This window comes from Cohnella rhizosphaerae (genome assembly GCF_029525575.1).
In the GTDB taxonomy this organism is placed as follows: Bacteria; Bacillota; Bacilli; order Paenibacillales; family Paenibacillaceae; genus Cohnella; species Cohnella rhizosphaerae.
In genome coordinates this window covers 405,632-418,933 of sequence record NZ_JAPDIA010000003.1, presented here as the reverse complement: position 1 = coordinate 418,933, position 13,302 = coordinate 405,632, and the positions used below count along the sequence as shown (strand labels likewise).

9 protein-coding genes and 3 pseudogenes are annotated in these 13,302 nt (G+C 62.1%); 2 read left to right on the top strand and 10 right to left on the bottom strand.

The features are described from left to right. Window positions 1-37: 37 nt before the first annotated feature. Entirely contained in the window at window positions 38-1,027 is a 990-nt protein-coding gene (locus tag OMP40_RS07480) for an aldo/keto reductase (protein ID WP_277530419.1), read from the top strand. 743 nt (window positions 1,028-1,770) lie between these two features. On the opposite strand, the gene OMP40_RS07475 is transcribed toward OMP40_RS07480, so the two are convergent. The 3 genes from OMP40_RS07475 to OMP40_RS07465 all read right to left on the bottom strand — a co-directional run bounded on the left by OMP40_RS07475 (window position 1,771) and on the right by OMP40_RS07465 (window position 5,083). Beyond that, window positions 1,771-2,208 carry a VOC family protein gene (locus tag OMP40_RS07475; protein ID WP_277530418.1) on the bottom strand — a complete coding sequence of 146 codons (438 nt, stop codon included), beginning with the start codon at window positions 2,206-2,208 and terminating at the stop codon, window positions 1,771-1,773. A gap of 128 nt (window positions 2,209-2,336) precedes the next feature. Further along, window positions 2,337-4,334 (bottom strand): alpha-amylase family protein, encoded by a 1,998-nt coding sequence (locus tag OMP40_RS07470; protein WP_277530416.1) that lies wholly within the window; start codon window positions 4,332-4,334, stop codon window positions 2,337-2,339. Between the two features lie 47 nt (window positions 4,335-4,381). Next, on the bottom strand, window positions 4,382-5,083 hold the full coding sequence (locus OMP40_RS07465; RefSeq protein ID WP_277530414.1) for a hypothetical protein: 702 nt from the start codon (window positions 5,081-5,083) through the stop codon (window positions 4,382-4,384). Window positions 5,084-5,178: 95 nt separating this feature from the next. Between OMP40_RS07465 and OMP40_RS07460 the strand changes: the two genes are divergently transcribed. After that, entirely contained in the window at window positions 5,179-5,343 is a 165-nt protein-coding gene (locus tag OMP40_RS07460) for a hypothetical protein (protein ID WP_277530411.1), read from the top strand. 381 nt (window positions 5,344-5,724) lie between these two features. Here the strand turns inward: OMP40_RS07460 and OMP40_RS41315 are convergent. From OMP40_RS41315 to OMP40_RS41305, 7 genes and pseudogenes are all read right to left on the bottom strand, one after another. After that, window positions 5,725-6,153: pseudogene (locus tag OMP40_RS41315) on the bottom strand (hypothetical protein); the annotation flags it as partial. Further along, window positions 6,113-7,117, bottom strand: coding sequence for a hypothetical protein (locus OMP40_RS07455; RefSeq protein WP_277530410.1), 1,005 nt, complete (start codon window positions 7,115-7,117; stop codon window positions 6,113-6,115). The gene OMP40_RS07455 and the pseudogene OMP40_RS41315, both read right to left, overlap by 41 nt. A 38-nt stretch (window positions 7,118-7,155) precedes the next feature. Continuing rightward, window positions 7,156-8,466 (bottom strand): alpha-L-fucosidase, encoded by a 1,311-nt coding sequence (locus tag OMP40_RS07450; protein WP_277530408.1) that lies wholly within the window; start codon window positions 8,464-8,466, stop codon window positions 7,156-7,158. A 107-nt stretch (window positions 8,467-8,573) separates the two neighbouring features. Continuing rightward, on the bottom strand, window positions 8,574-10,253 hold the full coding sequence (locus tag OMP40_RS07445; protein WP_277530406.1) for an extracellular solute-binding protein: 1,680 nt from the start codon (window positions 10,251-10,253) through the stop codon (window positions 8,574-8,576). 188 nt (window positions 10,254-10,441) lie between these two features. Beyond that, window positions 10,442-11,339: pseudogene (locus OMP40_RS07440) on the bottom strand (carbohydrate ABC transporter permease). Window positions 11,340-11,352: 13 nt separating this feature from the next. Further along, window positions 11,353-11,982: pseudogene (locus OMP40_RS41310) on the bottom strand (ABC transporter permease subunit); the annotation flags it as partial. A 590-nt stretch (window positions 11,983-12,572) separates the two neighbouring features. Then, window positions 12,573-12,809, bottom strand: coding sequence for a helix-turn-helix transcriptional regulator (locus OMP40_RS41305; RefSeq protein ID WP_420871950.1), 237 nt, complete (start codon window positions 12,807-12,809; stop codon window positions 12,573-12,575). Window positions 12,810-13,302 lie beyond the last annotated feature (493 nt).

Here is a 13,302-nt window from a genome sequence, read left to right as displayed (position 1 = left end):
TATAATGAGCCTAATCTTATGAGAAGGAGTGCTCAAATTGACCTACTCGGCAAAGCAAGACCGATACGACGCGATGACATACAATCGCAGCGGCAGGAGCGGCGTGAAGCTGCCGGCCATCTCGCTCGGCCTGTGGCATAACTTCGGCGGCATTAACACGTACGAAAATGGCAGGGCGCTCGTCAGACGCGCGTTCGACCTCGGCATCACCCACTTCGATCTGGCGAACAATTACGGCCCGCCTGCCGGATCGGCGGAGGAGTCGTTCGGCCGCATGCTGAAGGACGACCTGCGTCCTTACCGGGACGAGCTGATCATCTCAACGAAGGCCGGCTATTATATGTGGCCCGGTCCTTACGGCGAATGGGGCTCCAAGAAAGGCCTCGTCGCCAGCCTGGATCAGAGCCTGAAGCGGATGGGCCTCGACTACGTCGACATTTACTACCACCACCGGCCGGATCCGGACACCCCGCTGGAAGAGACGATGGCGGCGCTCGATCTCGTCGTCCGCCAGGGCAAGGCGCTGTACGTCGGCCTTTCCAACTATAGGCCCGAGCAGACGCGCGAGGCTTCGCGCATCCTGAAGCGACTGGGGACGCCTTGCCTGATCCACCAGCCGAACTATTCGATGATGTCGCGGTGGATCGAGGACGGTCTGCAGGACGTGCTCGACGAGGAAGGCATCGGCTCGATCGTATTCTCGCCGCTGAACCAGGGCATCCTGACCGACCGGTACCTGAACGGCATCGCTCCCGACTCGCGCGCTGCCGGACCGAGCGTGTTCCTGCGCTCCGAGGGCATCGACGAGGCTCTGATTGCGAAGGTTCGGCAGTTGAACGAGCTGGCTGCCGAACGCGGGCAGAAGCTGTCGCAGATGGCGCTGGCCTGGGTATTGCGCGGCGGCCGCGTCACGTCCGCGCTCATCGGCGCGAGCAAGGTCGAGCAGATCGAGGACGCCGTCGGCGCGCTCGCCCAGCCGTCGTTCACGCAGGAGGAGCTGGACCGGATCGATCGGATCTTGGCATAGACAGTTAAGAAGGGAACGTCCGGGAGCGCGCAGCTCCCTGGCGTTCCCTTCTTTGCATGCAGGGCCGGCCCGGTTTTCCGCTTGCCGCCGCGCTTTTCTCGCTTGCAGCGCGCCCCAGCGCCTCCGTCGCTCCAGGAACGTTGCTCTTGTAGCTTGCAGCGGCGGCCTGCTTCTGTCGCCGCGCTTTTGTCGCTTGCAGCGTGTCCCGGCGTCTTCGTCGTTCCAGTAACGTTGCTTTTGTAGCTTGCATTAGAGTAACTTTTTGCCCTTACAGCACCATTTAGACCATGCCGCAAGACTATAGAGTAACTTTTTGTCCCTACAGTACTGTTTAGATCGCACCTCAAGGCTGTAGAGTAACTTTTTTTTCTTTACACCAACGTTTTGACCGGTTCGCGAGGCTGTAGAGTAACTTTCTACCTTTACACCACCGTTACCGTATCATGAGCCCGCGAAAATAACTTTATGACCGGCTCCCCCGTTCTTTATACGTGCGTCGTTTAGAACCTGGCATAGAGGTTTTAGATGCACTGCGATCCAATCCGTGTATACAATTTTCGATCGCGGCGCCGGCTTGGGTGCCATGTCAGAATGTTTGCAAAACGATTGCTTGCAGCGCGCCCCAGCGCCTTCGTCGCTCTAGTCTGTGTTTTTCGGCATTCTGCTGTAGCCTCGCTTTTCTCGCTTACAGCGGCGGTTGGACGCCAAAACAATTAGTCCTGACTCGTCACGGCAATCCGTATTTATCCGATTCGCTCGGCCAACTCCAAAATGATGCTCTCCGGCCCGCGGACGTAGCACATCTTATAGATATCTTTATAGTTTTGGATGTCGCTGAACGTTTCCATGCCCTTCTCTCTCATCTTGGCGACCAGCGCCTCGATATCATCGACGGCGAAGCAAATATGCCGGATGCCTAACGTATTCGAATGCGTCGGCTGAATTCCGTTCTCGTCCGAAGGCGCGATATACTTGATCAGCTCCAGCCACGTCTCGCCATCGGACGAGCGCAATGCGACGCAGGATGTTTTCACATTTTCAAGACCGACGATCTCGTCCAGCCAAGCGCCTTCCGCTTCCCATTCTCCGTGCACCTCGAGTCCGAATTCGAGAAAAAACGCTTTGGCGGCGGCCAGATCGTTGACGTTGATGCCGATGTGGTCCATGCGGTGGATTTTCATGATAATGCCTCCCCGAACAGATACGTTTTCTTTTTGATCTTAGCATACCGCGCATCTTTTTCCAGCATAAAAAAGCGCAGTCCAGCCGGCACTGAACAACCCGGCGGACTGCGCTCTGATATAAACCATTATGAAAACCGAATAACCAACGCGCCGTGGATGTCGAGCTTCGGCACGGACGCTTCCAGCTTGCCGTCCGACCAGTGCCAGTCGACCGATGCGCCGCCGGGCTCCCAGACGACGGCGGACGGGCGGCTGTCGAGCAGGATGCCGAGCCGGATCGGACCGATCGGCGGTACATACTCCGCGTAGGCGCGCCGGTTCGAGACCGGCATATTCGCCAGGTTCAGCAGATGTACGCACAGCTCGCCCTCCGCCGTCCGCCGGAGCGCAAGGTCGACGCACGAAGGCGCGTCGGTCTTCACGGCGGGCTCGGGAAACAGACGCTCGGCCAGCCGGCGAATCCAGCTTCGCAGCGCGGGATGATGCGAATGGAAGTAGCGATCGGCGACCGGGCCGTACACGGCGGCGACCTCGCCCGCGCCATAGCGGTTCACCGTGGCGGCGATCTCTTCCGAGCGATGGCGGAGGTGCGCCGCCGACACGCCCTCGCTCCGCGTATCGAGGTACGAATGGCGGCCGTGGACGCCTTCGCCCTCGTAGCGCATGGCGACGGTCTCGGCCGTCGTCGCTTCGACGCGCTGCCACAAGCCGGGGCAGCCGACTTTGCCCGCCGGCGAGACGAGCTGCGCGTTCGCCGCCCGCGGCTCGCCGAGCAGCTCCGCGCCGAGCGCCTCGCCGAACAGCCGCACGCAGCGCTCGCCGAGCAGCAGCAGCTTGCCGCCGCCTGCGACATAGTCGAGCACGCGCCTGCGGAACGCGTCGGACAGCGCATGCGCATCGGGAATGACGAGCAGCGCGAATTCCTCCAGTCGGCTCTCCAGCATATGCTCGGCTAGAATGTCGACTGAATAATGCGATTCAAGCAGCGCGTGCAGCGCGCCTTCAAGCTCGTTCAGGGGCGTGTCCCACCAGGTGAACACCCGGTCGGAGCGGTCGAACTGGCTTTCGCTCGAATGAAGAAGCGCCACCTGCGGCACCGAGACGCTGCGATGCGAGAAGCGTTTGCGGGCCCGGCAGAACGCCGCCACCTCGGCGGCGGTCTCTTCGATCTCTTCATTGATGTACCCCGACCTCGTCGGCAAAAAGTACATCATAAAGCCTCCGCCGTGCATCAGCACGACGCCCGCCTCCTGCTTGAGCTGCGACGGCGACTTGAGCAGCTCCTCCTGACCCGAGGCATTGTCGAAGCCCCATGCCTGAAGCTCCCACGGCATGCCGACGTTGCTCAGATAGCGCGTCTCCGTACGCGCCCGGTCCGCCGACAGCATCGGGTCGAAGTCGCCCGAGATGTAGTCGATCCCGGCCGCGACCGGCTTCGGGCTCATCGTCGTGTACGCCCAGTTGCTGGCGACCTGCAGCTTGGGAAAGGCGCGGTGAAGCGCCTCCGTCCAATGCCGCAAATAATTCTCGAATGCCGCGCGGTGAAAGTTTTTCCACTGCAGCCATCGCGGGTCTTCGCGGCCTGCGGGCGCGTCTTCCCAACCGGTCGCTTCGCGCCAGGCGGTCAACGCAGCCGGAGAATAATCGAGCTTCGCGCCCCAGCATTCGCCGTCCAGCCAGATGCTGTCCAGCCCGTAGCGGGCCACGATCTCCTGAAGCTGGGGAATCATCAGCTCGTCGGCGTACGGTCCGAAGACGCTTGTCGCCTCGGCGTCCGGCTGTCCCTCGGCGTCCTGACGCGCCCACTCCGGATGCCGGCGCACCGCGAGATGATCGACGACGCCCGAGTAGTGAATGCCCAGCGAGATGCCCAGCTTCCGCGTCGCCTCCCGCCAGACGGCGAGCGAATCGCGGACGATCCCGGGAGCCGCCCAGCCCGTGCGAACCGGGCAGCCTGTGTAGCCTGGGTGTCCCTTGCAATCATAATGTACATAGTCCGGGCGAACGCGCCGCAGCAGCCGGTCGACCCGCTCCTCCGTCACGTCCGCGCCCAGGCTGTCGTCTTCCTCCGTCGGATGGAGGTCGAAGTGAAGCCCGAGAAAAGCATGCTTGCGGTCCATCATCCGAACGATCTCTCCTTTTCTGGTTGCCTATCCTCGCCGCCGGCCGCTCAAGGACGCGACCAGACGACGCCGGTCTCATGATCGGGATCGCTGCCTTGATGGACATAGATCTTGCCGTCATCTTCGACCGAAAAGTAGCAGGCGCCGCTCCCGCCGGTACCGGTCGACCACAGGTAGCCCTGGTTGTCCGAAGGTCCCGTGCCCTTGTAGACGACGAAGTTGCCGTCGCTCTGCATGATGGCGAAGTAGGCGCCCGCAGGGCCGGTCGCGCCCGACTGCCAGACGACGCCGGTATTGCCCGCCGGATTCGGCCCGCTGTAGAGCACCAGATTGCCGTCGCTCTGCAGCGTCACGTTGTAACCGCCCGAAGGCGCGGCGAGGAACTGCCCCGCATTCAACTGACGTCCTGCGGTCAACAGCTGACGGTCGGCGGCGGCAGGGACGTCCTCGTTCACGCCGACGCCGAACAGGCTCGCGCCCCAACCGTCCGCTGGGCTGGCGTCGCCGAAGCGCACGTAGACCGTCTTGTCCGGATTGCCCGCCAGATACGCCGACAGATCCAGCTCCACCGTCGCGCGGTTGCTCGCGTCGTGGATATCCGCCGGAGCGGTCGCCTCCGTCGTCCAGCTCGCCTTGTCTTTGGACACCTCGATCTTGTAGTTGTTGGCGACGTCCAGCTTGACGTCGAGCGCGGCGGCCGTGTCCGCCAGATCGAACCGGTAGGTCCAGCTCGCCGTGCCGTCCGCCACCCGGTGGTCGCCGTCCGCGATGTAGCTGCCCGCGTCCGCCTCTGAGAAATCCGCTCTCCCCGTGCGAGAAGCTCGCCAGAAAAGCGGCCTGGCCGATGTCCGCGTACGTCTGCTCCGCGTATTGCTTGTACAGATCGACCAGCTCGCCGGGCGAGACGACGACGAAGTTCGCGGGCAGCGAATCGATCGTGTCCGTCAGCAGCTCCGTATTGACGTACTGTGCCGCCACGCTGAAGAACGCAGGTCCGCCGCCGTCGTAATCCACGATTTGATCGATGTCCGCGTAAGAATAATTGATGAAAATCGGCTTGCCCAAATACATAAAGTTCGTCTCCGCCAGCTCGGCGACCGAGGGCCGCTGCGGATCGGCGCCGCCGTACCCCGCGAATACGCCCTCGACGCTTGGAATGGCGGTATACGGAATCGCGTCGAAACGGTCGTAGTTCATCGTGCGCAGCAGCCGGTACCGCATGTAGTCCATATAATCGTCGGTCAGCTCGAAATAATCGTCCCGATAAGCGGCTGAAGGCGCATATTTGAGATAGCCGACGCCGGTGACCGGGTTGACGTAGGTGTTGGCGCCCCGCTCCTCCGCGTAAAATTGCGCGGCCAGCGGATCGAGCTCCCCCGATTGTCGGAGACAGCTCCCAGCCGATCGGGTAGTTCTCGCGGTCCGCCAGACCGAACCAGCGAGGATACTTATATTGAAGAAAGAGCAGCGTGTCCCCGTCCGTTTCCGTAAAGCTGATATATACCTTCGAAGGGTCGTACGTCAGATTGCGGTTCGTCTCGCTAGCCGAAGGACGTACGGACGGCAGCCCGCTCGTCCAGCTCATATTGAAGCTCTCGCTGGTGACGAGGGAGAACTTGCCTTCGGGATTGAAGTAGCGGCCGAACGCGTCTTCGTCCGTGGTCCCGCCCCAGACGCCGATCACCGGCGTATTCGGCCCGCTCCGGTCCGCGATCTCGTCGGTCAGCGTCTTCTCCGCCGCGCTGAGTCCCGTTCCCGCAGCCGGGTCGCCCTTCAGATTAAAGACGAAAATTTTGTTCGCGATCAGGTAGTCGAACATCGCGATGCTGAAGTTGGGGTTGTTGGCCAAAATATCGGTCCGCATGTCCGCGTCCAGATGATCCATCGCGTACTGGTAGCTTTTTTTGCCAGGTGGAGAGGTCCAGCGTCCGCGTATCGGCCAGCACCGGCAGCGTCACGCCGTAATCGTCAGCCAGCGCGTCCAGCTGATCCTCCGTCAGGGCGATCGCGCCGTACTTGGCGCACAGCATGGCCGTGACGTTGAGCTGCGCGACGACGGTCTCGGACGGCTGGAAGCCCTTGTTGGCCTCCGCATACTGCGAATCGTCGTTCGTCGTATAATAGAAGCTGCCGACGTTGCCGTTCGCGCCGGAGGCGGTATCGAGCATGTCCGGATCGTAGAGTACCGCGCCCGACAGCTCCGAAGCGAAGCTTTGCACCAGCTCCAGCGGGTCGGTATGCGCGACCTTGGTGTACCCGGACAACCGGTCGAACCAGAAGGTGCGCCCGACCATCGTCGAATAGGCGTCGAAGCCCGGCGCGGCGTCGTACATTTGGATCGGATTTTTCAGCACCCAGATGCGCGGCTCCGACCGGTTGACGATCCCCCTGCAGCGACTCGACGGTGAGCAGATCGCCGATCGTATAAGACGAACTTTCCATATCGATGTAATCGATCGTCGACGCCCGGCTTGCTGCGATGCGCGGGGGTAGACCGTCGCGCCCGCGGCCGATGCCGACGCGCCCATGAGCGCCGTCGCCAGGAGCAGCGCGCCCAACTTGCGCAGCGCAGCGCGCGCCCCGCCACGCCGTTCACTGCCGCGTCGCGGGCCGCCTTCGCCGCCGCCCGGGTCGCTGCCTAAATCAGGCGCGTGCATCTTTACCTGCATTCCCGCCTGCTTTTCTGCCTGCTTCTCTGCCTGCATTTCCGCCTGCATATCCGCCTGCCTCATCGCCGGCTTCTCCGTCAGCATCTCCGTCTCCTCCGCCTGCGTTTCCCCCATGCCTCACCCTTTGCTCCATCCTCGTCCGTTCCCCTTCCCTAATCGAATCGGATCACGTACGCATGCCGGCACGGCAACCGTTCCGGAGGCAGCACCGGCACCTCCACGCTCAGCCCTTCCACCGTCTGACCACAAGTCAGCGGCTCGTCCAGGCCCAGCATCCGCGCTCGCGTCTTGCCGGACAGGCCCGGCGCCGTCAGCGTCGTCTCGCTCGCCGGCCAGCGCAGGAAGATCGCGTATACCGTCTCGCCCCGCACCGTATAGCGGACGTCCTCGTCCGCATCGCTGCGCGCCTTCCAGCAGCCCGTGCCGTAGATCGCCTCGCCGTTCACCTGCAGCCAGTCGCCGAGCTGCGCCAGCCGCTCCTCCATAATGACCGGGATCAGCCCGTCCGCGGTCGGCCCGACGTTGAGCAGCAGGTTGCCGCCCCGGCTCACGGTATCGACGAGCAAGTGAATGACGTCCTTTTCCGTCATATACGCGTCGAGCGTCTCATGCCGGTTGTAGCCGAACGAAGCGCCGATGCCCCGGTTTTCCTCCCATTTGCGCTCGCGGCTCATGTGCAGCTCCTGGCCGTCGGGACCGAAGCCGACCTCGCCGTACTCCGTCGTGAAAATGCCGCCGTGCCGGCCCCGCGTCTCGCTGCCCCAGCGGTCGTTCACGACGATCTCCCCGCCGACATCCGGATGCGCGAACAGCCAGTGCAAGAACTCCTCGCTGTGCCATTTCTCGCTCGCATGCTCCCACTCCCCGTCCGTGAACAGAACGGAGGGACGGTAGGCGTCGATCAGCTCCTTCATCTGCGGAATCATCCGTTCGGTCGCATACGCCTCCGGATCGCTCAGATAGAGCGGGTTGAACCACTCCAACAGCGAATAATACGCGCCCATCCGCAAGCCCTGCCCGCGCACGGCGGCGGCCAGCTCGCCGAACAGATCGCGGCCGGCGCCGATGTCCGCGCTGTTCCAGTTCCAGGCGTAGCGGCTCGGCCACAGGCAGAAGGCGTCGTGATGCTTGGCCGTCAGCACGACGTAGCGTGCGCCGGATCTGCGGAACAGCTCGGCCCAGCGCTGCGGCTCGAACAGCTCGGCCCGGAAGCGGGGCGCGAAGTCCTCGTAAGTCGTGCGCGCCCCGTAGGTCCGCAGGTGGAAGTCCCGGTAGGGACTCCCTTCTTGACGCATGGCGCTGCCGTACCACTCCGCGTAAGCCTCGCCCGATACGTTAACGCTCTCGCGCCTGGGCGCCCAGGACGGCACCGAATACGGCCCCCAGTGAATGAAAATACCGAATTTCGCGTCGTCGAACCAGGCCGGCACCGGCCGATCGTCCAATTGCTCCCACAGACTCATATCCACGCTCCTTCTCGTCTTTCCTTCTCATGCTCCTTCTCGTCTTTCCTTTGCATGCTCCTTCTCGCTTTCCTTCGCATGCTCCCTCTCGTCTTCCTTCGCTCCGCTTACATCTTGCCTTTGTACTGCCGGTCGTAAGCCTTCTGCGTCAGCTCCGTCAGCCGGTCGTAGCCGATCTTCTTCAGCTCGGACAGATACTTGTCCCAGTCCTTGTTCAGATCCATGCTCCCGGTGACGAACTTCGCCACGCTCTCGTCCAGGTACTGGATGACCGCGTTGTTGAGCTCCTCCCATTCGGTCGCTTCGTCTTCCGGCATCATAAAGCTGCCCGGCATGACCTGCTTCGGTCCCTTGCCCTCGTATTTGTTTTTCGTCTCGTCGTACAGGATCTTCTCCGAGTTCCACACGCCCGGCGTGACGACCTGACCGTTGCGCCATTCGTTCGTCATGAACGAATTCAGGCCGTTGCCCCACGTGAAGTTGTTGGGCTGCTCCCCGCTCTTGAGGACGTTATACTTGGCCGGGCTGCCGTCCAGGCCGACCTCGCCCGCCTTAGCCTTCTCCCACACGTCGCCCTCCTGCCCGTACAGGTTGTAGTCGCCTTCAAGATAGAGCTGATAGATCGCGTCGCCGAACCGCATCGCCAGCTCCGGATTTTTGGCCGCCTTCGTGATGACGAAGTTGCCGACGCCCATGCCGAACGCGTACTCCTTCGCCAGCGAGACGCCAGCCGGACCCGTCAGCGGCGGGACTGCGACGTAGTCGTCCTTCACCGTATTGGCGTCGCTCCAGTCGACCCAGCTCAAGCCGCCGCTCGCGACGGCGCCGACCTTGTTGTCCGCCTCGGTCGTGCCGGTCAGAATCTTCACCTTGTTGTCGTCTTCGAGGAGGAACTCGGGGTCGATCAGCCCTTCGGCATACAGCTTGTGCAAATAGGAGAGTCCTTCCTTCCATTCCGGCTGAACGGGCGCCTGCACGACCTTGTCGTCCTGCAGCATGAGCCGGTTGCCCGCCTCGTTGTCGATGAAGGCGTTCATGAGGAAAAAGTCGATGCCCCCCTGCCACGAGCCGCGCGTCAACGGAATCTCGTCCGCCTTGCCGTTGCCGTTCGGGTCCTTCTCCTTGAACGCCTTGAGCACCGCGTAAAACTCGTCGGTCGTCTTCGGCATTTGCAGTCCCAACTGGTCGAGCCACTTCTGGTTGATCCACATCTTGTGGCTGTACGTGCAGTGGAAGCATTCGTTGATCGAGGGCAGGCCGTAGATGTTGCCGTCCGGCGCCGTGATCGTGCTCTTAATGATCGGATTGTAGTCGAATACCTGCTTGGTCGCCGAGCCGTATTTGTCGATCAGTTCGTTCAGCGGCAGGAACAGTCCCTGCGAGCCGTAGGCGATCTGCTGCGCGTTGCTGATGCCCCAGGACAGGATGACGTCCGGCAGGTCGGTGTTGCTCGCGAGCAGCAGGTTCAGCTTATCGCGGTAATCCTCCATATTCGCGCGGACCCAGTTGATCTTGATGTTCGTCTTCTCTTCGAAATACTTCGTGAACCAGTTCTCGTTCAGGTCTCCCACCCAGCTCGGCGGGCTGGCCCAGACGGTCAGCGTCTCCTGGTTTTTGACGACCGGCAGCGTGCCCGGCGCGTTGAAGTTGTCTGAAGCCGACGAGGACGCGGACGCCCCCGCGGATGCGCTCGATTCGGCGTTGCCGTTCTTCGACCCGCTGCAGCCCGCCAGCAGCATCGTCAGCGCCAGCAGCGCCGCGGCATAAGCGGTGAATTTCTTTTTCATGTACGTACCCCTCCGATAATTAATGAATGACTGCATGCGATGCTGTCCGTATGCGTTCCTGCCGTCGCGACTTGCCTTTCCCCGGCTTCGTGCTCGCTCGCGTCTTTCACGCTGTGGCTGCGGGGGGAGGCCTCACCTCCTTTTCCTCGTGTACGACCGCCTCCTTGCATCCGGCTCGCGCCGCTGCGCTAGCCCTTGATCGAGCCGATCATGATGCCGCGGACGAAGTAGCGCTGCACGAACGGATAGAGCAAAATGACCGGCAGGCTGGAGACGACGATGAGCGCGTACTTCAACTGCTCGCGCAGATTCGCCCGTTCGGCCAGCGCCTTCGAATCCATCGCCGCCGTCATGCTCGGGTCGATCTGGTTCTGGATCAGGATGGACCGGAGGATCATCTGCAGCGGCATCTTGTCGTTGTCCTTCAGATAGATCAGCGCGTTCTGGATGTTGTTCCAGTAGCCGATCGCGTAGAACAGCGCGTTCACGGCCAGGATGGCGCCGGAGAGCGGCAGCACGATCCGCCGCACGAACGTGAAGTCGTCGCAGCCGTCCAGCTTCGCGGCCTCGAGCAGCTCCGGCGGGATGCCGGTCTGGAAAAAGGTGCGGGTGATGATCAGGTTGTACACCGCCAGCGCCGACGGCAGTACGATTGCCCACCGCGTGTTGTACAGGCCCAACTGGTTGACGAGCAGGTAGGTCGGGATAAGGCCGCCGCTGAAAAACATCGTCAGCGTAAACAGGAACATGAGCGGATGGCGCGCCTTGAAGTCGGAGCGGGACAGCGGGTAGGCGGCCAGCACCGTCAAGGCGACGCTGATCAGCGTCCCGCCTCCCGCGTACAGCAGCGTATTGTAGAAGCCCCGCCAGATGCCTTCGTAGCGGAACACCGCCTCGTAGCCGTGCAGGCTCGGACGGACGGGCCACAGCCACACCTCCCCCGGACGTTACGGCCGACGGCGCGCTGAACGAGGAGCTGACGATGTAGACGATCGGATACAGGGTGACGACAAGGGCGACCGTCAGCAGGACGTGAACGGTCAACGCGAACCAGCGGTCCCCTTTCGCCGCGCGAGCGCTGTTCATGGACGATTCTCCTTTACCATAGACTGGATTGCTGCACGCGCTTCGCGAATTGGTTGGCCGCGATCAGCAGCGCGAAGTTGATCGCCGAGTTGAACAGGCCGATCGCGGTGGCGTACGAGAAGTTCGGCAGCGAGGCGGCCATGCCCGTCTTGTACACGTATGTCGAGATGACCTCGGAGCGGTCCAGGTTCAGCGCGTTTTGCATCAGAAAAATTTTGTCGAAGAAGCCCAGGTTCATCACTTGTCCGATCGCCAGAATAAACGTAATCACGACGGTCGGCATAATGCTCGGCAGATCGATGTGCCGCATCCGCTGCAGCCTCGACGCCCCGTCCATGACCGCCGCCTCGTACAGCGCCGGATCGATGGACGACAGCGCGGCGATATAGATGATCGCGTTGAAGCCGGCCCCCTGCCAGATGTTCGACCAGGTGTAGATCGAGCTGAACCAGCCCGGCTCCGTCATGAACTGGATCGGCTGGCCGCCGAAGAAGACGATGATCCGGTTGACGATGCCGTAATCCTGCGTCGACAGAAATTGATGCAGCATGCCGACGACGACCGTGACCGAGATGAAGTACGGCACGAACGTCGACAGTTGAACCGCTTTCCGAAAGCGCTTGCTGTTTGTGTTGTTTAAAAGCAGCGCAAGCAGCACGAAAATCGGAAAGCCCGCGAGCAGCGTGTAGAAGCAAACCTCTACCGTATTGAGCAAAATCGCGGAGGCGTCGTAGGCGTTGAAAAATTTGCGAAAATACTTCAAGCCCGCCCAAGGGCTTCCCGTGATGCCGTCGACGGCGCGGAAGTTCCGGAAGGCGATCTGCACGCCGTACATCGGCACGTACATGAAGACGATCAGCCAGACGAGCGGAATGGAGATCATCGCATACAATTGATAATGGTCCCGGAGTTCTCTGCGCAGCTTGGCGATCGGCCCGGGCGCGGATACGGCGCTTGTCTGTCTCATGGTCCTCAATCCTCCTGGCGGCGTCGGCGAACGCCGCTCGTTTTTCGAGGTCAACGTACCATGGGCGACGACGCCCCGGATAGTGGATATCGGTCGGAAAGCATGACGTTTTCCCGATTTTGGACCCGGATTCTCTCCGTACGGCGTGAATTCAAGGCGGTGGGGCAGTCCTGCAGCCATTCGCCCAGCGCGATCGACCCGCGCAGAGGCGCGAGCAGGCCAGCCGACAAACGCCGACTGGCCTGCTTCCCTCTCTCTATGTGCCCTCATTCTGCGGGCAGCGCCTGACGGTACACGGTCGGACTGACCCCGAAGCAGCGCTTGAACGCTTTGTAGAACGTATTCGGATTCGCATAGCCGCACATCCGCGAGATGTCGCCGACGGAGACGGCCTGATCGCGCAGCAGCCTGACCGCCCGCTCCATCCGCTTCGTCTCCAGATAATGACTGAAGCTGTGGCCCGTCAGATCCTTGAACAGCTGGGAAGCGTACTTCTCCGTCATGCCGAGCGACTCGGCGAACTTGTACAGCGACCAGTCGTCCTCCAGATAGTGCGTCTCGACCAGGCGCAGCATCTGCCCGGCGAGCGCCTTTTGCCGATCGTTTTTCTGCCGCCCCACCCATTCGCACATCGCGCAGAACAGCGCTTCCGCCCGGTCGAACAGCTCGTCCGCGGACAAGTCGCCGCGCAGACTCTCGATCGGCCAATCCGGCCGGTCTTCGTCGCGGACCGGGATGCCGGCGAAGCTCTTTTTCAGCTTGACGGCCGTCCCCCCTCAGCTCGAAGGCGAGCGGCTCGATCGTCGCGAAGGCGCTCCCCGCGCCGGCAAGCTCGCGATTCGTCTCCCGCAGCTGTCCGAGCACCGCCGCCGCTTCCGTCCAATCACCCGCCTTGACGAGGTTGATCAGACGGGTCTCGATATCGAGCGGATAGTAGTAGTCGTCCTTTTCCCGGACCAGATCCGCGTGGAAGACCGGCGATCCGGACGCATCGTC